Annotated in this window: 8 protein-coding genes; 6 read left to right on the plus strand and 2 right to left on the minus strand. The window is 37.6% G+C overall.

Annotated features, from left to right (window positions below; all coding sequences use genetic code 11):
• Positions 1–477: 477 nt before the first annotated feature.
• Positions 478–7,971, plus strand: a complete 7,494-nt coding sequence (locus EM4838_RS06245) for a QWxxN domain (RefSeq protein ID WP_071867252.1) — start codon at positions 478–480, stop codon at positions 7,969–7,971.
• A 216-nt stretch (positions 7,972–8,187) separates the two neighbouring features.
• Here the strand turns inward: EM4838_RS06245 and EM4838_RS06250 are convergent, their stop codons facing one another.
• A complete protein-coding gene (locus tag EM4838_RS06250; RefSeq protein WP_071867253.1) occupies positions 8,188–8,583 on the minus strand; it encodes a ribonuclease HI family protein in 396 nt (131 codons plus the stop codon).
• A 75-nt stretch (positions 8,584–8,658) separates the two neighbouring features.
• On the opposite strand from EM4838_RS06250, the gene EM4838_RS06255 reads away from it, so the two are divergent.
• The gene (locus EM4838_RS06255; RefSeq protein WP_071867254.1) at positions 8,659–9,096 is read left to right on the plus strand and encodes an EbsA family protein; all 438 of its coding nucleotides are present in this window, start codon (positions 8,659–8,661) and stop codon (positions 9,094–9,096) included.
• A gap of 193 nt (positions 9,097–9,289) precedes the next feature.
• Here EM4838_RS06255 and EM4838_RS06260 read toward each other — a convergent pair whose 3' ends face one another.
• Positions 9,290–9,496 carry a cold-shock protein gene (locus EM4838_RS06260; RefSeq protein ID WP_071867280.1) on the minus strand — a complete coding sequence of 69 codons (207 nt, stop codon included), beginning with the start codon at positions 9,494–9,496 and terminating at the stop codon, positions 9,290–9,292.
• Between the two features lie 180 nt (positions 9,497–9,676).
• Between EM4838_RS06260 and EM4838_RS06270 the strand changes: the two genes are divergently transcribed.
• The 4 genes from EM4838_RS06270 (at position 9,677) to EM4838_RS06285 (ending at position 26,200) form a co-directional block, all read left to right on the plus strand.
• On the plus strand, positions 9,677–11,347 hold the full coding sequence (locus EM4838_RS06270; RefSeq protein ID WP_071867255.1) for a formate--tetrahydrofolate ligase: 1,671 nt from the start codon (positions 9,677–9,679) through the stop codon (positions 11,345–11,347).
• 250 nt (positions 11,348–11,597) lie between these two features.
• A complete protein-coding gene (locus EM4838_RS06275) occupies positions 11,598–15,629 on the plus strand; it encodes a QWxxN domain (RefSeq protein ID WP_071867256.1) in 4,032 nt (1,343 codons plus the stop codon).
• 49 nt (positions 15,630–15,678) lie between these two features.
• Positions 15,679–18,819, plus strand: coding sequence for a hypothetical protein (locus tag EM4838_RS06280; protein ID WP_071867257.1), 3,141 nt, complete (start codon positions 15,679–15,681; stop codon positions 18,817–18,819).
• A 262-nt stretch (positions 18,820–19,081) separates the two neighbouring features.
• The gene (locus tag EM4838_RS06285) at positions 19,082–26,200 is read left to right on the plus strand and encodes a QWxxN domain (protein WP_071867258.1); all 7,119 of its coding nucleotides are present in this window, start codon (positions 19,082–19,084) and stop codon (positions 26,198–26,200) included.
• The last annotated feature ends 124 nt before the right edge of the window (positions 26,201–26,324 follow it).

Raw genomic sequence — 26,324 nt, forward strand, 5'->3', positions numbered from 1 at the left:
TCGTCACTTTATAGTTGGGAAAGGATAAAGGAGGATTAGACTAGATTTTCAGGTTATTTTTTTCTTGAACGAGGGGTTCCTTTTTGATTACATAAAATGAACATAGCTGGTGGCATCGTAGACGTGCAATAGAAAGTATCTTTTAACAGATGTGTATTTTTAAAATTTATATTTCTTTACCAAATAATTTTGAATTCTATGAATAAAAACCAGATTTTTTTTTCTGGATCAAGAAATAATAGTAGTTGTTGTATAAATACTATCAAGTAATATAAAAATAAATATTTTGTTCCATCAATGATTTTTGAATTTTCAGTATTGACAATAGGAATAATAATGGATGTAGGTTGTGTATTTTAAGAAATAATGAGTTTCAATGATTCTTATCATTCACAAGGTAAAAATTCTTGTTGCAACGTTCAGCTGTTGCTGAAGTCTTGGAAGTCTGTCAATCGAATGAATTGAGGAGTGAATAAGATGCCAATAGAAGATCATCGTAAACCAATAGGAACATTCAATAATAAAAGATATAAAAATTTCAACACAAAAGCCGAACAACGAATGGTCAACTATATTTCTAATCATTCTGGGAAACAACCAACAAGAGAAGGTCTTAAGACGGCGGTTGGAATGCTTTACGCATTCAGTCTGTTTCAAAATTTCAAATTAGAAGAAGAGATGCCAAACAAGCAAAGGGCTGTTCAAGAAGAGCGTGCTATTTTTGAGATGGATACTTTTGTCGTAACAGATGATTGGATCAATCATAAAGATGAAGTAGTCCACTCGTTAACCTCAAGTTCAACGTTCGATGGCGGAAAGACTTCCGATGTATTGAATAAAAACAGTACACATGGTGGATTTGAACCCAAGATAAATACGTCAACTCCTTTGGCCGAAGCAGCACACTTATGGAGTTTAGAGGTTCATAAATTCGTACATGGTCTAGTTGAACTAGAAAATTGCACGACGACAAAAAAAGAAACAATCGGTCGGAAATGGGGATTATGGGAACAACCTCGAAAAGTACAAACTCACTTTAAAACCATATGTAAAGTAGCAATTGCTAAATCTCAAAAGATAAATGAAAAGGACAAAGAGCATTCACCCCTCCTTCAACAATTCTATTTCAAAAAAATCCCCCCAACAAATGCCAGAGACTACTTTGAATTAAAAGATATCGCGGATAAACTTAAAAATGTGTTTGAAGGATTCGCTGATGAATCTCACAACGATAATATTACTAAAAAAAATGAGACAGACAACACAAACGATAACTATTTTCACGATGTGACTGAAGATTATTGGTTCTATGTAGTTGATAGTTTTCGCTCATTTGTTCGTAACAATCTATCGAATCCTAGTGCTGAGGAATCAGAAGGGGAACCTTCTCGTCCATTTGATGAATGGATAAAAGGTAAATCTGAGGGGATACCAAGAGGGCATGAAGAGATTGGTAAAGAGCGAAGAAATAATCATCTGATCGAACATTCTTTTTTTACGCATCCCTTACCTGTCAGGCTGCCATTATCAAATGAAGAAGCCGAACAAATTACAACGACTATCTGGCAATTAACGAGTAGATTTGCCGAAAGTGTTAGCACATTTTTTGATCAGAAAACAAATTTATTTGGTGTCGGTGCCACATCACTTCCTTCTAATCGCATGACACCTGAACCTCTTTCGGAACAGATTCCCAAAATAGGCTTTACTTCTTATGAAGATATCCCTGAGAAAACGGTGGATAAAATCAATCGTATTATCGATACATACTTGAAGAGACAACCTTTTCCAGATGTTGACTTGGAGCCTATGATGCCTTTTTGGTACGATCACGATGTGTATCAACAGCGTGCTAAAACAGATGAGGTCAATGAAGCGGTCAAAGATTTTATGGGGGATCTTTCTATTCAAGACTTGTTTATTCTAATCGATACCTGGGAACAAGATAGATTTGCCTTTCACCTTGTCTTAGAGAAAAGAATCTCTCTTGCGCATCTTATTCTAAAAAAATATGGGGTACCAGATCGTGCATTAACTTATAGAGAAGCCATAGAAATTGTACTTCAGTGGCGAACAAACAATATTTTTAAAGGATTTACATTTATTGAAGTGAGTAGTGTGATGGTTCATTTGACGGCTCCTAAAGTAAAGATGAGCAATCTCACGACAACGGCACCACCAGTCTCTGATTTAGATCAAGTAAACAATATCAAAGAAATCCTGAAAAATAATCTGATGCCTGAAGGAGTAGTATTTCAAAATTTACCGATCTTTTATTATGAATATGATCTTTTTTTAAATCGAAACAAAACGATTGAGGTAAAAGAACTTCTTCATGAGTTCTTCGAAAAAAATAAAATTGCGAGCAAGGAAGAAGCTACAGCTAAAGAAATAATTGATGGTCTCAACGATTTTGTGGAGTCGGGTGGAACTTCTGATTTTTTGGAACAAGAATCAAGAGAACAATTCATCACTTATTATATTATGAAAGCCTATGGGGTAAAAAATATTCGGTTAGGTGATCCCTATTTGCTAACTAAAAAAACAGCTGTGCAACAACAATTGCAAACGAATTTACTATTAGAAGGGTGTACCTACAAAGAAAATACAGAACAAACAGTTCATTATCAATTGTCTGCACCAGAACTCCCCTATACTGAACAGCTTCAAGAACAAAAAAACATTAGTGGGATCATTTATAATGACTTCATAAATGATCAGGCAGCGACTATATCGAATGTTGAACCCATCAAGCCATATTGTTATGATTATCAGATTTTCAATCAACGTGAAAAAACACTAATGGTAAACAGAGAAGTCAGGATTTTTCTTATTGCAAAACAGTTATCCCTTGGGTATGTGTCAAACAGTGAATTAGTGAGGAAAATGCAAAGTTGGGTGCTTAGCGCAGGAAACTACGAGGAAACTGTCCAAAGACAAAAAGAGGTAGCAGAACTACTCCTAAAGCATTACGGGATTGAATGGCGATTATTGACTGTCCAGGATGCACGGGTTTGTATTCTTCAATGGGAAGACAATAATGCTCAGTTAAATTACCTTATCAATGAGAGTCAAGAGAGTGACCTTAGTAATAAAAAAGAGAAGATCAATACATTTCTTAAAGAAAATCACCTACAAAAAAAAGCAGATGATTCCCAAAGTGTTCAGGCAACAAAGCATGTTGAAGATATACATAACCAAAAAGAGGAGACCAAGCGAAGAGTTGCTGATTTTCTCAAAGGACAAGGTAGGAGTTGGAACATGTCTGATTCCAGTGCGTTTGCACAAACAATTACTCATTGGGTGTTGTTAGAGGGGGCGACGATCGAGGTGATTGATCCAGTCAAAATCAAACAATTGGCACAAGTGATTTTGAACGAAAAAAATGATGGAGTCATCTCAGGCGCACATGCCGAGTTAACCTATACAAAATGGTTATTTGAAACATTTGACTTCGACGATCCGTCACTTGAATTGTCAACGCCAACTGATGAAGATGTAATACCTGTCCACATTGATTTAACTGAAAATGAACAAACCGCGGGGGAACCACTAAATCTCAGTGTAGGCAAGGAACAATGGCAGAATAAAAATATACGTGTCCAGTTGAATCAGTTTTTTATTCAACAAGGGGTTGTTCCTTATGATCAATCATCGGAACGAATACTTATATCTATGGGAAAGTGGTTGACACAAGATGGTGTTGGCATGGTATTTATGCCAGATAAATTTCAGGCCATCGCCAAAATCATTCTAAAAGAACTGAAGATGTATGGCGGATCATCAGAAGATAAAATTTCTGCAAAAATTGCTGAAGCTACTGTCATGAGATGGGCGATTGAAAATATATTAAGTGGCTCGGTCGAAGAATACATGATAAGAAAAATTCTCGACTCACCCGATCCATCAAGCTTTACGATTGGACAAGTCAGAAAATTTTTAGAGGTCGATTCGTTAAGAAAAGAGGGTGTTATCAATATCCATAGCCTTGTCGGAAGAGATAGCAGAGAAGAACAAATGTTAAGAAAAGATCAGGTGGTTTTTGAAAAACTATGGATAAAATTTATCGAAAAAATATTACCTAATTATTTTCTTGAGTCTAGCAAATTAGCCGATGATCTATCGATATCTGATTTTGGCTCATTGATGCAACTAGCAGGAGCAAAACTGTTGGCAGATGCTGGTTATTTGTCAGAATTCAGCAATAAAGATGAGATTACACTTGGTAAATTTTTTTGCGATTCTCTTAAAATACAATCCATAAAGCAAATTGAAGGGTTACAATACCTCCTAACCCCAGCTTTACTAGCTACTGCTCAATTAGATCCTGAAGGATTAAGAGAGGCTTTAGAGAATGGTAATCATAAAGTTTATGCCTTACAAAAGTTTATCACTTTCTGGCAAGAAATGACGGAGACAATCGTTGAGAATGAAAAAATACTCTATCATGAGGTGGGGGAATATGAGGACGCAGTTACCAACTGGCGCCGAAAAAAAGCACTGGCAGAAAGTGTGAATAAAGAATGCAACAAACGTTCAGGAAAAAACAGATTATTATTAGACCAAGCATATTTATTAGGCTTACCACCTTGTCCCGATGTTTACCAACCACCAGATCTAGAGGAATGGTACACACAGCTAACGAAAGACGTAGCCGACGCTTTTTTCAAAGTAAATCAGCGATTTATCGGCACCGCTTTAAATGGTTTAGATCAGTCAGAGAAAAATTTTCTATTTTCAAACGAAACACAGATTTATAGTGCAACGGCTGAACTTAGGCATCAGCAACATTACTATGCACCACCAGCTATTGGAGGAATTCCAATAGTCAATTTCGGTGAGCGTGAGAAATGGTTGGATACTAACTTGAATCTAGAAAAAACAGATCTTTTTGCAGCGATCCGTGGAGGGGAAGAACGTTTGTATGCTGTGAAGAGATTGGAACAATATGGGGGATATATTTTTTATCGAGTAGATAAAGATCCGCTATTATATCTTAAATATGGATTGTTTGATCAAAAAGACCTTTGGCGCAATGGTTATAAGCAAAACAGAGAAAAAATCCGAATTGGTAAGAAAGACTTCACATTTTCTACAAAAATCATTCGGGAGCATGAACTAGGACAAGGCTTGGATCAAGCAAGACTGAGTATCGCCATCAGTCAAATACAGCGAGATCATTTCTGTCGCCAGCTATATGAGTTTGGAAATGACAAGTCCGTACCTGAACAAATTGGGGATGTGGTCAAACATATTATCCCTTTTTATGATTGTATCGTCGGAATCATTGATGAAAATGTCTCTGATGCGGTCATTTCGTGTACAATTGATGTGGTTTTCTTGATCCCTGTCGTTGGTCAAGTGATGGGACTAAGTACAAATTTTGCCCTGGGGATGGCAAAAGCCGCTGCAGAAAGTGGAGTCAGACACGCTATCCGTAATGGAATGAGATTCACACCAACTCGTTTAGAACTAAAAGCGATTCTTAAAAGTACAGCACACTATGCAGATCCTGGATTTGAGTTAGTCACTGATGGAGCAAAGTTGATACTTAAAGGATTTTCTGAATTGAGAAGTCAATGGTTCATTCCTGCTCATTTGAAACCTTTATTAACGAAGCTAGAAACTTTAACAAAAAAAATACCTCCGTTGCCTGATGATCATGTACGGGCACAGCTGCCTGGAAAGGGCCCCTACAGCATCGTGAGACGTGTGAAAGACTCGTTGTACATGCAGGTGATGAATCTAAAAGATGGTGATATTTTTGGGGGATATTTCACATTACATGGCAGTCAGCTCAGATCTTTTGAAGGGGACTTGTTTTATAATGAGGAGGAGATTCAGCGTATAAACAGGCTCGCACATCAAGTGGATACTTCACAAATATTTGTAGTAGAAAAAAATTTGAACCCCAAAGGATATGGTGAAGGGAAGGTATACACTGTAGAGAAAAATGGAGAAGTCATTGGTTCATTCGTTCAAATGAATCAACAAAAGGTCCCAGTTCAAATCCATGCGATTGAAGGTCATGGCTTACGTTATGACGTATATGAAGGAGAAAAATTGTTTCCTATACGATTTAACGGCGTAGGCTGGTATTTTGAACCGGATACTTCGCCAAGATTAGCGAAAGAAGTCAGCGACTATGTGATCAGTCAACCAGAACAGTTTGAAAGTATAAGTAGCCCCACTACTCTTTCTCCACCCGATGAATATGGCTTGATGCATGCCTCCTCAGGTAGATCTTATATCAAGGTGAACAATCGCTATATTCCATTAATTTTAATCGACCGAGAAAATCAACGATATCATCTTGTTAAGAAAAAAGTAACTAGACCGCTGATAATCTTGAAATTTGATGAGAGACATAACTACTTCCGTGTTGAGACCCCATTAGAAAGAATGATTGCTGAGCCACACCATGCAATCTTAGCGGGTGGGAAGAAAAGTATTCCTAATAAATCAACGAAAAATACAGCTGGAAGTACAAAAGCAAAGCAACCGATTCCACAAGTTGGAAAAGCTGGAACATCTCGCGATACAGAGGATTTAGCAAAGATTGCTAAAATGTTGGAATACCCACCATATTACCAATTACCAGAGTCACTTGGTGTAGCGGAAACATTCAATCAATTCAGACAAGCCACCATACTTACTGATCATCCAAAGAAGTTCAGGTATGAGGATGATCAAGTGAAGCTTCCAAGGTTGACTTCTTTTGTTTCAGAATTTGCGAATTTAAGTTCCCGTACTGATGGTATGGCAAAGGCAGCTATGAAGTATGAAATTGCAAGAATACTAGCGAATGATCCCGAGCTTCCTTATCGAATATTTCCTGGTTTTACCTCTGATAAAGTGCCAGAGTACATTGATGAATTCCAAAAAGAAGTAGCTTCGGGAGTCGATGAGGCCGTCACCTATCTCCAAACATTCAAGCAAAAAGCAGAGGAGTGGTTAAAACTTGAAACACTAGCAGAAATAACGCCAGGTCAATATTTGAATCACATGTTAAAGCTAGAAACTAGTGAAAATAAAGAACAAGTAATGAGAGAAGTCATCAAAAGATTACTCCTTATCGCTGATAAAAGCGAACAATTTCTCAACTTATCAAAAGATTTAGGCTATCAAAATATCTGGATCGTCTCTTCCGATTTAGTCTATGACAAAAAAACGAAAAACTATTATACAGCCAAAGTGAAACCTCCTACTACAGTAGCATTTGTCGTAAATGCTGATCCAGAATGTCGAATACTGATCATGGCGGATAAATTCCATATAAAGCCATCAGATAGGCCAGATACTCAAACTAGACCTAGTTTATTTGGAACAGTGATCCATGAAACAACGCATGTTGTATCAAGCACACTGGATTATGCTAGATTTGCAGATCCTCCGAAAGGATTTCAAAGTAGTGGGGAAGATATCAGAAAACGGTTTGACTTTGAATACCTGGACATAACATTCTCTGAGAATTTTGATCTCTTTGTTAGCCATTTGGCTCAAGAATTTGATTTGCCTAAATTAGCACGTAGTGAGGTGGTTAAGCAGCTTTTAGTTGATCCAATGTTAGCTGCTAATTTTCTGCTTTTAGATGCGGAAGTTGTGATGACGATTATTAGAGATCTTGTATTAGATAATGATTTTTTCAATCGCATACGTGTGAAAAGAGTGTTGAATGATGGGCCTTTAATCGATCCTACAATTCTCATGTTTTTTGCGCTGATGCACACGGGAAATTTTTTCATCTTAGAAAAAGAATATGAAATAGAAAAAAACCAAACTAAAGCAGGGAATTCAAGCGAGGACCATAATCACCCAACGCTTCCAACTACTACGAATGTTCGTGAAAAAAGAAGCTTTGCTGCCATCATCCAACAAGCATCAACAAATAGCAAGGAAGTAAATAGGACGTTAACTTTTTCATTTCCGAATGTAAATAAAAAAGAATTGAATGTGAAAAGCCTTAACTAAAAAGGATACATTCAGAGATCGATAAAAAAGAGGAAAGTCAAACCTAAGAAGAGATCAGAACTGAAGTGTCTAGCCTAGAGAAATAAGACGTCATCCACAAAAATTTGAAGAACAATTTTCGTGGATGGCGCCTTATTTCCGAAGAGGTTACTTCTGTTCCCGTCGTTTATTCGGGTTTAGAATACGCGAGAGGAGTCATGTTCCACGCACAATATTTTATAATGATTTTTGTAAAGCTTGTCTAGCTAGATTATCTGCGCCTTTATTTTTACTTTCAGGTATCCACTGAAGAATCAACATTGAAAAATCTTTTAATAGACTTTGTATTTTTTCTAAATAGGGCAAGAAATCTTGGTTAGTAGTATGATTTTTATCGATGGTTGATACAAGCACTTTACTATCGGAATAGCAGAGAATGATTTCTTCGGTCATCTGTCTATTCTTTAGAATTTCTAAAGTTTTTAAAAAGACTTCAAACTCGGCTTGATGGTTTGAACCAAAGGATAAAGGGATAGACAACTGTTCTTGTTGATGATCAGCGACTAGTAATATTCCTCCACCGCTAGGTCCAGGGTTGCCTTTTGTTGATGCATCAATGTATACTTTTAACATAAGGAAAAACACGCCCTTCAAAAATTGTCGGTTCGACTTATTATACCATTACAGATAAAGACACGAGGTTGAAGAATGAAAAAAAATATTCGCTGGCAGCCCGAAACGGCACAGTCGATCATTTATTGGTCATCAACATTTATTATTTTATTTTTGAGTTTGATCTTATCGTTAGAAAATACAAGACCTTATTGGAAAAGTAATATTTTAATGGGGGTATTCTTTATTTTCCTTTTGCTAGGGTTACGACGCTCACTAGTTTTAAAAAAAGAGGCAATAAAAATAAAATATGCTGCTTTTTGGAGAGATCGTGAAATACCAATTGATCAAATCAAGGACGTCCATGTACAAAAACGCAAATTATCTTTAACAATTGAAAAAAATAAAGAGCCATTTGTGATTTTTGTAAAAAGAAAGGCGCAAGTAGAATTACTGGACCACTTGAAATATCCTATGAAAAAAACGGTAACGATGCCATCAATACTTAAGAATACGAAAGATGTAGTTGAATAAGATAAAGATTCTGTACGAGTTTAGAGGCACCAGTAAGAATCGAAACAAGAATACTAGGTAGTAGCAGAGAATAGTAACAGAGAGTAGTAACCTGACTAATCTAGTAGTCAGGCAGAAATAATGAAAAGGAATAAAAAATAAAAAAGCTATTCCAATCAATTGGAATAGCTTTTTTTATTTGCTTTGGCTGTGTTTATTCATTGATCTTTTTGACATGGGCCGCCTGAACGCCTCGATTCCCTTCAATAACGGTAAATTCTACCACTTGGTTTTCTTCAAGTGTTTTGAATCCTTCTTCTTCGATTGCAGTAAAATGTACGAAGATCTCTTCTGTTTCATCATAACTAATAAAGCCATATCCTTTTTTGTTATCGAACCATTTCACCATTCCTGTGGTCAAAACACTCACGACCTTTCTATGTCTGATCATAGCCTATATTATAAAGAGAATTAATAGGTACGTCAAATAAATCAAAAATCAGTTTTTTTTGTTTTTTTTTACAATGAAAACAGGTATAATAAGTATAACTTAACAAAAAATAAATATTCGTATAGATAGTTCGTGAAAAGGGGCGTTTTGATGAAAAGTGATTTAGAGATTTCACAAGAAACACAGCTAAAACCGATAATTAGAGTTGCGGATAGCATCGGAATCAATGAAGATGATCTAGAATTATATGGGAAATACAAAGCAAAAATAAATTTTACCACAATGAAGAATTTTTCGAAAAAAGAGGATGGTCGCCTCGTTCTGGTAACTTCTATCAATCCCACACCAGCTGGTGAAGGAAAATCAACAGTTACAGTCGGATTAGGTGATGCCTTGAATCAATTAGATAAAAAAGCTGTGATTGCATTACGTGAGCCATCCTTAGGTCCAGTTATGGGAATCAAGGGTGGAGCTACTGGAGGAGGCTACGCGCAAGTATTACCAATGGAAGATATCAATTTGCATTTTACTGGAGATATGCATGCAATCACCTCTGCAAATAATGCACTGTCTGCCTTATTAGATAACCACATCCACCAAGGAAATGAGCTAGGGATCGATCCGCGACGTGTCATTTGGAAGCGTGTCGTGGATTTGAATGATCGTGCATTGCGAAATGTGATCGTTGGATTAGGTGGACCGATTCAGGGGGTTCCAAGAGAAGACGGATTTGATATCACTGTAGCGAGTGAAATCATGGCGATATTGTGTTTAGCTGCTGATTTAGATGATTTAAAAGCTCGATTAGCACGAATCGTTATTGGATATACTTACGATCGTCGTCCTGTAACAGCTGGTGATTTAAAAGCAGAGGGTTCCCTTGCTTTGTTGTTAAAAGATGCGATTAAACCGAATCTCGTGCAAACGATCTATGGTACACCCGCATTTATCCATGGTGGACCGTTTGCAAACATTGCTCATGGTTGTAATAGTGTATTGGCAACTAAAACTGCATTGAAAATTGCTGATTATGTTGTTACTGAAGCTGGTTTTGGTGCAGATTTAGGCGGAGAAAAATTCCTAGATATCAAAGTTCCTAATTTGCAAAAAGCGCCAGATACGATTGTGATCGTAGCGACTGTTCGTGCGTTGAAAATGCACGGGGGACTGGATAAGGCAGAACTACAAACTGAAAATCTTGAGGCTTTACACAAAGGATTTGCTAACTTGAAGCGGCATATTCGTAATATGAGAAGTTACAAGATCCCAGTGATCGTTGCAATCAATGAATTTGTGACTGATACAGAGGCTGAATTAGAGTTACTGAAGGAATTGTGCGAAAAAGAAGGAGTCATAGCAAAACGGGCAAGTGTTTGGGAAAATGGTGCCGAAGGGGGAGTTGAATTAGCAAAAGCAGTTGTAGAATTGATCGATACAAAAGACGCGAATTACGTTCCATTGTATCAATCTAGTGATTCAATCAAATCAAAAGTAAATGCAGTCGTTCAAAAAATCTACGGTGGTAAAGAAGTTTCTTTTAGCAAAAAAGCAGAGAATCAAATCCTTGAGTTTGAGAAAAATGGTTGGTCTGACCTACCGATTTGCATGGCGAAAACCCAGTACTCTTTTTCTGACGATCCAACATTACTAGGTGCACCGGAAGATTTTACGATCACGATCCGTGAATTTGTACCCAAATTGGGTGCAGGATTTTTAGTAGCTTTGACAGGTGATGTGATGACAATGCCAGGATTGCCAAAGAAACCAGCTGCATTGAATATGAATGTGACGAATAAGGGAGAGGTAGTCGGTTTATTCTAATCGAAAAATTTTGAAGTAGTCCTAACTAAACTTTTCAATACGAAGGTGTAAAAGCTAAAAAATAGCTGATCTATTTTTAGCTTTTACGCTTTTTTTATACTTATTGATGTATATTTAAATGACAAAAAAGTTCAAGTTTTTATTATTAAAAAAAAACTAGTCACGAGGCTGAACAGACTACCATGTATAATTGTGGCATAAAATCTACCTTTAGGTTTGTATCTCATCAACAAAATAAGGAGAGAGAGTTATGCCAATCGATAATCAAAGTAATCGAAAACGAAATGGTCAATTCAACAATGAAAAGAATAATAAAGAAGATAAGCAGGCTTTTGAAGATGCAGTAAAAGCAATTTCTTCTGGTGTCGGTCATGCCCCTACACCAGAGATTCTTCATTCACCATTGTTATTGTCATTATACGTCTCGAGCATTTTAGGAAATGTGGTCGTGCGAGGTGAGGGACCTAATCAACGCCAACCAATACATAATAGTGGCGCTGTTTTTGAAGCAGATACTATTGTCGAAGTGAAGCAACATGCGAATCAAACAGAAGTGCTACATGCGCTTACTTCGCATTCGACAGTGAACAGTACGTTGATCACCCCAGCTTTGACAGAGAATACAACTGCAATTGTTTCTTTGCCTTCACGAGCTTTTCATGATAATACTGCTTATAATTTAACAGATTTTGCTCATCACTGGAGTTTGAACGTACATAAAATAGCACATGGCATTGCAGAAACATATGGTTGCACAACAAATAAGACTATCACAGACCTCACAAAATTATGGGAAGGGTCAACTACTTCTAATCACACACAACTCAAGCATACAAAAGTCCACTTTAAAACCGTTTGTCAGAGTGCGATTGCTGAATCTCATAAGATGAATCAACAACAAATAGATAAACCCGCCGATCTACATCATTTTTCCTTCAAGAAAGGTGTAAGTGATCGTTCAGAACAACAATTTTTATTTGAAGATGCGGCGGAAAAATTGAAAAAAATTTTTCAACAATCATTTAACAAAACAACCAATCAGACGAAGCAACAGACAACAGAAAATGTGAAAAATGATGTTCCTGAGTCAGCTAGTTTCTTTGAGGGTTTAACAGAGGCATTCATTACATTTTTTCATGATTTTGATCAACCAATCTATACAGAAAAACTTGAAAGTTTAAAAGGAGATTCGCTGATCACTCGCTTTTTATCCATGATGGCTCAAAGTATTTCCTATCAAGAAAAAATTCCTGATACAGCTAAACCTTCAAATGGTATGAATGTTCCTCATTCTTTTCGAGCGTATGCCTTTTCAAGTGAAGTTCCAACTTTGAATAAGGAAGAGGAAGGATTTGCGACACAATTTTGGATGTTGTTTAGCAAAATGGATGAAACACTAACCAATTTTATAAAAAAGTGGGATCTATTCGTTGTTCGAGGGGCTGAGGGAAGGCCGATCAATGATCCGCGCTTCAATACTAGAGAGGAAAGTGAAGTCGAGACAGTTAAAGATAATCAGCGGGGACAGGGAACAATGAAGAATCCTGGATCTACTAAGATTGAAATCGTGAAAGGAATCATAGAGGATATTGAGCATGATCGAGTCCCAACTAGTCGATACAAAGAGCCTTTACCCAACTTTTTTTACGATAAATATTTATTTCGGAGTAAGAGCGAGACAAAGAATGTAGTAAGAAAGTTGAAAGTCTTTTTGATCAAACAAAAAGCTGTGACTAAAAATGCTAATGATGTGGAAGTGATCAAAGCGCTTGAAAATTGGGTTAGAATCCGTCGTATTAATGATATTTCACAAGACGCTTCCAAAGTCCAATTTGCCGCCTCTCTCATTCGTAAAAACTATGGTTTCAAGAATATCAGAATAGGTGATGCTTTGACGACGACACAACTACAAGCAATCTTTATGCAATTGAAAGTCAATGTGTACTTGGCAAACTATACCTACCAAGAAAAATCGAAACCAATCCAACTGTCACCAGTGGAAAAAACGATTGAGGCTTATTATCGAACAGAAATAAATGTGTGCAATCAAATTTTTTCGGACTTCATCAATGATGCTCCTGCTACTGTACCAAAAAAACAGACGATTACTGCAGTTATTTACAATCGCGATCTCTTTAACAATCGAGAGAAAACAGAATCAGTGAATAAAGAATTGATTGATTTTGCACAAAAGCAAGGCTTCATTTTAAAGAATCCTACTGCAAGTGAATTGGTCCGATGGACGCGGATGTGGCTATTGAGATTAGGAAAATATGAAGAGATCGTGAGTCGAGAAGAACTAGTAGCGAAAGAGTTATTGAGAGCATATGGATCAAATATGACACTTGCGGGAACAAACGAGTCACGAGCGGTCATACTCCAATGGGAAAATAATAATGCGCAAGCGGGTTATCGGTATAAAAAAAATCGTATAAATGCGATTGCGCCGGATGCTCGCAAGGATAAATCAGATCAGACCGAGGAACAACAAGTTCAATCTTTCCTTAAAGAAAATCATATCATACCTATGAATGCAACCACTCATGTCAACGAAGAAAATAAACAACAAAAATTCCCTGATGAACCATCAGAAGTCATCGACAAACGAATCTGTCATTTTTTAAAAACAAAGGGTATTGTCTGTGATATATCAAATCCTCAGTTGTTAGCTGACAAGGTATCAAATTGGCTAATGCTTGAGGGTGCTGTTCAAAAAGTGATCGATCCTGTTAAACTAAAGGAACTCGCTCAAACGATACTGAATCAAGAAGATAATGGTCTTATTTCAAATAAGGAAGCAGAATTGACATTTTCAAATTGGTTAGAGAAAAAAATGGCAAAGAAAGAATCTCCTAGTTTGCCTGAAAATCAACCCAAAACTGTTAAACCGGTGTCAATAAATGAAGATAACAAATGGAGAAGTCAGCAAGTGATTGATAAAGTGGGACAATATTTACGTCAAAATAATTTGATCACAGGGATGGCAACAAAAGAGGAAGTTCTGAGTGGAATTGGGAAATTGTTTGCACAAAATAATAATAATGGGGAGATAAACCCTGAAAAGGTACAAGCTATAGCAACAGTCATATTGAAAGAGTTGAACTTATATGGTGGAGCAGAGGATGAGTTGATTTCTGACAATGATGCACAAAAAACAGTCATGAAATGGGTCATGGAAAATGTGCTAGGTAGCTCAGTTGAAGAATATGCGACAAAAAAAATCCTTGATCATCCTAATCCTGCTACCTTTACGATTGGTGAGCTTAGAGATTCATTTAAACTGAATGAATTGATTAAGGACAAACGGATCATGCTTAATAAAAAAAGCGATCCTAAAAAGTATAAAGAATTAGAAGCTAATATAAGATCTTTGTGGATTGGTTGTCTGAACTATCTACTCCCTAATTACTTTCTCACATCAAGTGCGTTGTCAGATAATCTGCTGATTTCCGACTATGGTTCATTGTTACAGATTGCAGGCTCAAGAATACTAGTAGCTTCAGGTATTCTTAATAAATTTGAAAAAGAGGAAATTCGTACGTTGGGTGCACTTTTCTTTGAGTCAGTCAGTGAAAAAGGAGTACAGGATATCGAAGAATTAGATCATCTGTTGATACCGGCATTATTCACGACGGCTCAGTTAGATGCGCCACGATTAAGAATAGCAATGGAGGCGGGTGACTATCGGGAAGTAGCTATTAGTACATTCATAAGCTACTATCAAAGAGGCTACTTTACGGTTATGGTTCACGAAGAAGAATTTAACCGCTTTTATCGAAACTATAAAACAGCTGTCATCAACTTTAGGCGAAAACAAGCATTAGTGGATGAAGTCCTTAAAGAGTGTGAAAGACTTGGGATAAGAGTGCCTCCCTCTGCAGGAGAAGTATATTTAGCTGGAGGTAATCCTTGTCCAGGACCATGGATTCCGCGTAGTATCGAACCTTGGTATAGAGAGTTAACAAGTGATGTGGCAGAGTCGTATCATCTATTGAACCGAAAATTGATTGGGCTATCTGTCGATTCATTCAATCAGACAGAGTTAGATTTTATGTTTTCTCCTGAAACTCGTGTCTATGAAGGGACGGCTGAGTTTAGAGATGAGGCTGCTCTTGCTTCGAACCCGATTGGATCGATTCCGTCTTTGATGATTGCTAGCAGAAAAGAAAATAGGGATGATTTGATCCTCCCCCTTAAACAGACTGATCTGTTAGTGGCTATTCGGGACAATGAAGTACGCACATATGCATTGAAGCGGTTAGAAAAAGAGGGGGGGGTATAGTGTTTATCGTGTTGACCAAGATCCTCTTTTATTTTTAGAGCATGATTTAATGGACCTAAAATCACTTTGGTGGAAGAAATATAAAAAAGAAGGGGATAAGATTCGGATCGGCGATTATTCTTATTCTTTTATGACACAGATCCACATGGATAAACAATTATCTCATGGTGATGATAGAGAATCGTTATTCAATAATATCAGTACGAAACATAAAGATTTACTGTATCAACAACTATATGACTCAGGAAATGACCAAACGTTAGCTAGTAAAGTGTGGGATACTGTTAGTCATTTCATTCCTTTTTACGATTGCGTAATTGGCATTGTCAATAAGGATGCTGCAAGTGCAGTGCCAAATTGTATCATTGATGCGCTTCTTGTCATTCCTGTATTAGGACAAGTCACTACTATCAATATCCGTTTTGCATTGGGAGCAGCAAGAGTTATTGCAAACAATGGGGTAACGGGATTAATAAAATATAGCGCAAAAGTGCTTCCAAAACTTTCCGATCTGAGAAGTCTTTTGGCAAGTGTCGTGCGGTATATCGACCCAGGTATAGAGGCAGCAATTAATGGCGGACGATTTGTGATCAAGAACTTATTGAAACTTAAAGACCAACCAATTCTTGCGAGAAATATTCATTTTGGACCTGTATTGATAAAACTAGAAAAATTTGAAAAAGAGATACCAGAACCAGTTATATCAAAAATGGGTATCAACGCCCGTTTACCTAGAAATGGTCCGCAAGTTCTTGTAAAAAAAATGAAGAACAGTTTATATGTCAAAGTTTCAGATTTTAAAAAGGGTGAAGTTTATGGGAAATATTTTACTTTAAGAGGAGAACAATTGAGAGAATTTGAAGGTCCAGCAATTTTTTCTCAAAAACAAAAGGAAATCATCAACTCTTTAAAAATAAATATCCAGCCTGATGAGATGTTTATCGAAAAGCAAAATTTTTATCCTAAGGGTTATGGTGAAGGAACGGTCATGGACATATTGAAAAACGGCGAAAGAAAAATGACTGTGATTGAAATGGACGATCAACTTGTTCCTGTTAGAATCCAAACAATCAAAAAATACGGTGTGCGTTATGACGTATTAGATGGCGATAAGGTATTGCCAGTGAACTTTAATGGTATTGAATGGTATTTCGAACCAGATACATCCCCAATAATTTCGAGACCAGTAAAAATCGAAGTGACGAATCGTATCAATCAGTTTGAGGCCATATGGGATCCAAGCACCCTTTCGGCACCAGATGAAAATGGGCTGATGTGGAGTGCAGAAGGTCGATCCTATATTAAAATCCAGGAACGCTATATTCCTTTAGCGTTATTAGATAAGGAAAACAACCGATATCATTTAGTGAAAAAAGATATACTTGAGCCAATGACTGTCTTGCGTTTGGATCCTGGAATCGATCAGTTCCGTTTTGAAACTCAATTGGAGAAAAGGGTAGTTGAACATCTGGACGATCTATTACTGGCTGGTGGCTTTGATCAAGGCGCAAGCACTTCCAAAGGTGGAAATGTCCCTGTCAGAGGCCAGCTATCCACTTTAACGCTTAACAATCCTAAATATCCACCATATATGGGGCTGCCTAAAATACCTGAAAAGTGGCCGGAATGGAAGACGCATATGAACGCAATTGAGATAGCTGGTCCCAGTACTGTATCTATAGTGGAAGATAGCCGAGTGGTACTTCCACCACTAACTAAGTTCATACCAGAACCACAAAAACAGATAAGGACAAATGAAGCGTTGACCCTAAAAAAAATCGCGATGGGAATCCAAAGTTGTTTACCCGATGAGTTGAAAAAAAATTTTCGCGTGTATGCTGGTTTAGATGCCGCTAAGATGCCTGAACATCTAAAAGCATTTCGGGACGTAGTTGCAAAAGAATATAATGAAGCACTGACTATCTTAGATCAAGTTATCGAAGAATGTACATATATGCTTAAACTAGAAAAAATAAGTTCCACAAAGAGAGGAATCTATTTATCTAATATGTTTAATGTATATGGCAAACCCGAAGAACAGGCGGTATTAAAAGAAGGAGTCAAAAGGCTTAAGTCAATCGCAGAAAAAAGCAAAGCGTTTCTTAAACAGTCAGCAGATTGGGGATTTAAGAATATTTGGATTGCTTCGACCGATTTACAAAAAGATGCGACTACCAAGGCATTCTATTCATTAAGCAAACAACGTATTTCGCCGTATGGATTTGTGATTAGAAATGATGCTGAAAATCGAATCGTGCTTATCGCTGATTCTTTCAATAAGGACCCTAAGATTTGGCCAGAAGCTGAAATAGCACCACCTGTTTCAGAAACGTTGCTCCATGAAACGACTCATCTTGTTTCAATGACTAATGATATCGTCACGTACGGACCGTCTTACCGTGGATTATTAAAACGTGGGAAAGATGCACAAATAGACTTCATTTCAAAGTATCATACTAATTTCGGAACGGCTAGTTTTATCCAGTTTGTTCAACTGATCGCTGATTATTTAGGATTAGATGGTTTATCAAGGATGGCCGTTTTTCAAAATTTTGGCAAAGATTCTATGTTGTTTGCTAATTATATGCTGACTGATGCGGAAATGGTGGGGACTCTACTAAGAGATGTTGCCTATGGATATAAGTATGATCAACCGCTCTTGCGACCGAAACGCTCTGTTGATGAACCAAGTCAAGAACCCATTCAGGAGCTTGGAAGTGGCAATATACTTATAAGTCTGTCCTTGATGTCAATCGGTGAATTTGGAACTGCAGAAAAAAATATTGGATTGGAAGTGACGAAAGAACCTTCTTTAGGAAGTACTCTTAGTGGAGTAGCTACCACAACAGAATTTTCTGCCGTAGTAGGTTCGAAAAAGGCAAGTTCTGCTTCAGCGATAGACGCAAAAATGCCCAATAGTCAATCGCAAAATAGAGAGAGTCCTTCACAACAATCAAGAGTGAAACGAAGTGATTTGAATTTATCGGAAGGGGAGATCAATCAGGGAACATTTCAACCGATACCTGCCCAACAAACAACCTCAGCTCACCCCGTGAGTACCAATCCTGCGGTTTATGATAATTTCTTCGCAAGGATAAATAGAGGAATCAGAAGAAGCCAGACGCTAAATAGAACTTCAACAATTAGACAGAATAAAAGGAAACAGTTTGGAATAAATTTACAAAATTAAGATACTACAATCACGATGTATGAATGCTATTGAAGAGTAAAACGTGCGTTGATAATTTCGATGTGGACGATGGTTATTTAATGATTATTGGCATATATTTAGGTAGAAGTAGTATATTTTTATTCCTAAAATCCGTTCAAATAAATTTAGTTTTACTCAGTCAAGTATTGATTTAATGATGCAAATTTTTGGTTCAGTTGTGCATACAATCTATCTCTTATTGAAATGTGTGCAAAGACCTAATAAATAAAGGAGTTAGAGGATGCCTATCGAACAACATCGAGAAAGAATCGGTCAATTCACCAACAAGTCTCAGAGATATATAACTGACAATGAGCAACGAAGAAACTTGAATTTACTTGCTCAAAGTTTTGGGCATTATCCTGTCGGTAGAGGCGTTTGGTCGTCGACAGGGATACTTTACTTATTAAGTATTGGTCAAAATCTTCGAATATCGGACACAAATTTACCTAATCGACAGCGTGCAGTGCAAGAAACTACTGCAGCGTTTGAAGTGGATACTTTTGTAGGAGCACGACAACAAGGCGCGGAGATCACTTTAGATTCTTTATTGTCAAGTTCTACCGCGAATCCCCAGCGATTTATTCCAATTATGGTGAATAATGCACCTATCCCTACGAGCTCGTTCATTGACGCGGCCCTGCCTTCGAATCCGCTCATCTATTTAGTCGAAAAGGCCCATCAATGGAGCATTGGGATGCACAAAATGGCGCATCGAATGGCGCAAGTAGAAAATTGTACGACTACGAGTGAGATTTTTCATCAAAACCCTCTTGGCTTGTGGAATAGTGCCAATCATACACAAGCTCATTTTAAAACGATTTGTCAGACAGCCATTACAAAATCACAAACAACAAATGAAGAACGGAAAGATATGCCTGCGAACATTCAAAAGTTTTCTTTTAAGAAGCAAGCAATAGAGAAGGAGACACGCACGTTCACTGCCGAAGAAGCAGCTGAAAAAATGAAAACGGTATTCGAATCAACTGTGGAAGAATTCTATCAAACAAATAATGGAAGAACGACAGAAAAGATGAAAAAGCAGAGTATTCCTATTCAAGAGACGCTAGTCATTGATGCTTTTTGGGGAGAACTAACCGAGCTCTTTACGACCTTTTTCGGCAAAGCAGAGAATGCTACTTATACAGAGAAACCACTAGATGATGCTAATGGCTACTCGGCGATGGCTTATTTTGTTGAATGGATGAGCCAAACATTCTCGGTCAATTATTCGACCTATGATACAGTTGATAGCCAAATAAATCAGAATGCGCATATTCCTCTAGCGTCAGTTTTATCTGATCAAACGCAAACTCAAGCTTCAATGAACGAACCGGCCGTAAAGGAAGTTGAGGCGGGAATCATGGCTCCTTTAAGGGAACTCAAACTCACCAACAAATTGACAGAAAAACTTGATTACTTTGTAAAAAAATATGATTTTTTAGTCACAAGAGGCGCTGAAGCAGCGCCTACCATTGGTCGAGCAACGTCCGACCAATCTACAACTCTTCATTCTGTGGGAATAAGTCTAGAGGATCAACCATTGTTTCCTTCTAAGGACTCTGAATATGAACAAGTCATTCAAATCACTGAAGCTATTTCTAAAAATAAAAAACCTCCAGGCGCTTTGTCCCCATTACCGAATTTTCATTATGACGTGTTGCTTTCTCAAAGAAGGAATCAAACAGCCCAAGTAAATACTCATTTAAAAGAATTTTTTGTTGATCAGAGTTTACTTGGATCACAGGCAACTGATCTAGAGTTGATTGAAGTTGTTCAAAGATGGGCCGGAATGAATTGGAAAAATGAAGATTCGCTGTACTCCGCTAGAGCACAGTATCTTGCTTATCGAATACTTGAAGGATATGGGATAGAAGATGTACGATTAGGTGACTTCTTATCGGACATAAGATTACAGTCGATCTATAAGCAATGGAAAACGAATACTTTGTTGATTGATTATCTTTTTTTAGAAATCAATCAACAAACGAAGCAGTATCACTTATCACCTGTAGAGACAGCTACAGTGAATCAATTCCAAAATCAAAAAAAAATAAACAATCAAATCTATGCGGATTTTATACATCAGCGGCCACGAAGTGTTTCTAAGGATACAAAAATTCCAGCGATCTATTATCATAAAAATACTTTCAACCTGCGAACAAAAACAGTCGAAGTAAACGATATCGTTCAAAAATTTCTTTATAAGCAACGAATTTATTTGAACAAGCCAACGCCTGCAGGATTAGTTTCTGGGATGCAAAAATGGATTTTAAATGGGAAACTGTACGACGAAATCCTGCAAAGAGAACGAACAGCAGCCACCTTACTTTTGCAAGCCTATGGCATGACAGAGAAAAATTTAATGGTCAATCAGGCAAGAGCGATTTTGCTGCAATGGGAAGACAACAATGCGCAGACCGGTTATACATATAAGAAAATTAAGAAAAAAATTCTGGGCATTGATATCAATAACATCAAAAAGGATCAGGAAAAAGAACGTAAAGAACAAGTGAAACAAAAAACCGAATTGTTTCTTCGTGAAAATAATATAGATACATCCATAAATAATCTGGAACAACCAGAAAAATCACCGGATATGCATTCAACAAATGAGGACGATATGGTACGTCAAAGAGTGGCGATATTTTTATCTGAACAGGGTGTTGTGTGTCATGCATCAAATCAAAATGTACTTGCTGAGACAGTATCACATTGGATTTTACTTGAGGGAGCTACTCAAGACATTATCGATATGGTAAAAGTCAAGCAAATCGCCCAAGTGATCCTCAATGAAAAGGTAGATGGGGTTATTTCAAATGAACATGCTGAAATCACTTTTACAAAATGGTTGTGGGATCTGATTAAAGCGAATGACTCATTATTGACTGTAGTGCCACGATCAGTGAGCAATGAATCGGTAGTTGAAAATAGTACAGTCTCATCTTCTACAGACTTGAACGGGATTACTCTGACAGAATCAACGAATAAAGAAGACAAGGAATCGAAAGAAACAGTAAATAAAGAACAGTGGCGTAGTCCAAAAGTAATGAAACAAGTCGAAGATTTTTTTCGTAACAAAGGACTACTCATTGGTATGGCAACAAAAGAGGATGTATTGAGTGCGATGGGAAGATGGTTCATCGAAGCTGAGAAGGAAACGATTATCATGCCTGAGAAAGTTCAGGCAGTTGCTTCAGTTATCTTAAAAGAACTGAAATTGTATGGTGGTAGTCCAGATGAAATGATCTCTGATTCCAGTGCCGAAAGAACGGTGATGAAGTGGACGTTTGAGAATGTCTTAGGTAGCTCGATTGAAGCCTATATCGCAAAGCAAATCGTTGAAGCCACTGACCCATCAGCTTTTACGATTGGTCAACTAAGAAGCTTGTTTATGTTTGAAGAATTAAAAAAAGCAGGATTGATCAACCTCTCTCAGACACAAGTAGCCTTACAACATGGCATTCGAGCTGAGGATGCAGAGATGTATCTAAAGAAACTTTGGATTTCTTTATCCAATCGAGCGTTGCCCCATTACTTACTGAAATCAAGCAATCTTCCAGACAAGTTATTGATTTCTGATTATCATTCGTTAACTCAACTAACAGGTGCGAGCTTAATGGCCGATTTAGGTTTTTCGAAACAGTTCAATCAGACTGAAACACGATTGCTAGGTGAATTTTTCTTAGAAACACTTAGTTTTGAGGGAATCCATCACTTCGAAGAGTTGTCCTTCCTTTTGACACCAGCCTTGCTTACTGTGGCGCAACTAGAACCTGATAAAATGCAAGAAGCGCTAGTGAAGGGAGACTATATCGAAGTAGCACTTACTACATTTATTGGTTATTCGCACAAAGGGTATCTCCAAATGATGAAAACGCAAGCGATTGCTGATGATCTTGTCTTTACGTACCGACAAGCTGTGGTCAACAGACGAAAAGTAGTGTTAGTAGATGAAGTATTAGCAGAGTGCAATCGACTTGGAATAAGGCTTGATTTGGCAGCGAGTCAAGTGTATCTAGCTGGCGGAAACCCGTGTCCCGGTCCATGGATACCACCAGATCTTGAAAGATGGTATACTCGACTGACCAAAGATGTCTCAGACTCTTTTCACTTGCTCAATGAGTTCCTTATCCAACTGTCCATTCAATCGATCGGGGAACAGGAGTTGGATTTTTTATTTTCTCCAGATAGCCGAATTTATCCAGCTTCGGCTCAATTTAAAAGTGAAGTCCGGCAATATCAGTTTCCAATAAATCTACGTTCAGTTCCTCCGCTTTTATTTTATAAACAGGAGGAATTATTGAACTCGACGCTCCATTTGAATCAAACAGATCTGATTGTCGTCATCAAGGGAAATGAAGAGCGCTGGTATGCATTGAAACAAGTAGAAAAAGGGGGATACAATTTTTATCGTGTTGACAAAGATCCATTTTTATTCCTTACCTATGGTCTGATGGATCAAAATGATCTCTGGGATGGGCAATTTCGAAAAAATGGAGATAAGATCCGGATTGGAAAGGAAGATTATTCATTTACCACGAAAGTGTATACTGATAAGGAATTTTCTCTTGGGGATGCGAAACAAACATTAGCCAATCAAATCAGTTTGAAACATAGAGATGCGCTTTATCAACAATTATATGATTCAGGAAATGAACAAACGACCGCTACAAAAGTCTGGAACGTCTTAAAACACGTGATTCCTTTTTATGATTGTGTTGTCGGCATTTCCGAGCAAAATGTCGAAGAAGCGGTACCTAATTGTCTGATTGATGCTGTCTCATTGATTCCTATTCTAGGTCAAGTAACTACTTTCAACATGAGGTTTGCCCTAGGAGTTGCAAAATCCGTCGTTAAAAGTGGGCTGAGTGTTACGCTAAAAACGAGCACGCGCTTTCTTCCGACTCTAACCGAGCTTAGAGGGCTGTTAGTAAATGCTATACGCTATTTAGATCCAGGAGTAGAGTTGCTCTCAGGTGGTGGACGTTTCATTTTGAAACGTTTAGTGGATTTTAGCAATGAACAATTTATAGGGAAAGAATTGAAAGCAGCATTGACAAAATTAGATGATTTAGGAAGTAAACAGACCGATTGGACAAAAAGTTATGTGACTGCACGCTTGGCCAAGGATGGCCCAGAAGTTCGAGTGAAGCGCATGCCAAATAACTTATATTTAAGGGTAAGTGATCTTAGAAATGGGGATGTTTCTGGGAAGTACTTTACTTTAAGAGGTGATCAGTTGAGAGAATTCGAAGGACCTGCTACCTTTACACCAAGACAAAAGGTAGTGATCCAACGACTTTCAAGAACATTGGATGTTGATCAAGTATTCGTAGAAGAACCTAATTTAAATCCTAAAGCTTATGGAGAAGGGAACGTCTTTACATTCAAAAAAAGAGATGGTCAACGAGTTTCTGTGCTTCAAATGGATGGGCATATGATTCCTGTCGAAATAACTGTGCTCAAAAAGCATGGCGTACGCTACGATGTTTCTGATGGAGAACAGCTGTTACCCGTCAATTTCAATGGGATTGAATGGTATTTTGAACCTCCTACATCGCCAATTGTTATGAAATCTGTAGAAATAGACGTAACGAACCGAATCAATCAATTTGAAGCATTATGGGATCCAAGTATTCTTTCGCCCCCAGATGAACGAGGTTTGATGTGGAACATGGATGGCAGGTCCTACATCAAGATCAATGACCGGTATCTCCCGTTGATCTTATTGGATAAGGAAGTAGATCGGTATCATTTAGTAAAAAAAGATTTCCTTGAAACGATGACTGTTTTAAGGTTTGATCCAATCAATCACTCTTTTAGATTTGAATCTGAGCTAGAAAAACAAACGATTGATATTCAAAATCAAATAAGAAGGACCGGAACAGCTGATAAGTCGCTACCTGGTACTTCAAGCGATGCTGCTGGTTCGTCACAAGAGGGAACCGCTCCCTCCCAGCTGTTACCAAACACGCCAGGAAGATGGAAAGAATGGAATGAAATTAGACAAGCAGTGGTAGTGGGCACTGATCCGCTGCCAAGGGTGACTGATAAAAATGTAGAATGTAAAAAATTAACTGCTTTTATCCCAGAACCACAGATCGAGGTTATTTTGGATGAAAAAAGTACGCAAATAGCAATTTCTAAAGGAATTGAAATGATGTATCATTCGCAACCTGTAGATTACCAAGTTTTTTCTGGTTTGGATATTAGCAAGGTACCAGATTATCTTAAACCCTACTTTAAAGAAATGTCAGATGGATTTTTTGAAGCAATCAATTATTTCAAAACTACAAAAGAAAGATGTATCGAGTTGTTGAAGCTACATAACATTGCGGAAACACCGGAAGGTAAGTATGCAGTAGAGATGTTTGACATGTATCTGATTGAAAACCGTGAACCTTATTTAAAAGAAATTTTTAAAAGATTGTTAACTGTAGCGGAAAAAGGCGAGCGCTTTCTACGGCAATCAGCAGATTGGGGATTTAAAAATATTTGGATCGTATCTACTGAATTAGCAAAAAGTGAAACAACGCAGGCATTCTATTCAAAGGTCGAGGCAATTCCGAAAGCATATGCGTTCATATTGAGTCATGATCCGGAATGTCGAATCATATTTATTGCTGATACCAATCATATTGATCCAGATTATATGCCAAAAATGCAGATATCTGTAGATCCAAAAGAAACCCTTATCCATGAAACAACTCATATCGTGGCTATGGCATATGATGTTATTCCAAGTTATCCGTATATGGTGCCGGGGTATTCAAAATCTGGAGTAGATGTTCGCAACCAATATTTTAAAAAATATACAGGTTTTTTCAAAACAAACCAGTTCACTCGCTATGTTGATCAGTTAGCAGATTATCAGCAGTCCCCGACATTATCAGAGGAGGCGGTTATTCTTGCAGAAAAATCTGATGCGATGATGAGTATGAATATTCAAATCCTTGATGCAGAAACTCTAATGATAATGATCAGAGATGTTGCATTAGGAAATCCTTTCAATAAGCGTCCAGTCAATCAACGACCAAAACTTTTGAAACGAGACCTCAGTAATAATCAAAACAAACCAAAAATCAATGGGGAAATGCTTGTCACTCTTGCATTGATGAATTCTGGACAGTTTCATACAGCAGAAAGAAATTCGGAGTTGACAATTACACAAAAACAGTCGGTGAAGACAACTACAAGTCCCTTACCAATTAGCAAGACGAATCAGAACAAGCCCCTACAGAAAAAAACGCGAATAAATAAACTGGTTGGATTTAGCACAAAAATCAGTGGATTTGTGAATGGTGGGCAAGTAAACACCCCTGCAAAAAAAAAGAGCGACTTAAATCTTCAAAAGTAATGGAAACTAGTCAAAGTTAAACACTTTTTGTTGAGCCTCAAAAAACAAGGCGCCATCCACGAAAATTGTTCCTCAAATTTTTATGGATGGCGCCTTGTTTTCCGAAGCGGTGACTTCTGTTCCT

Origin of the sequence: Enterococcus mundtii, assembly GCF_002813755.1 — a bacterium.
GTDB lineage: Bacteria > Bacillota > Bacilli > Lactobacillales > Enterococcaceae > Enterococcus_B > Enterococcus_B mundtii.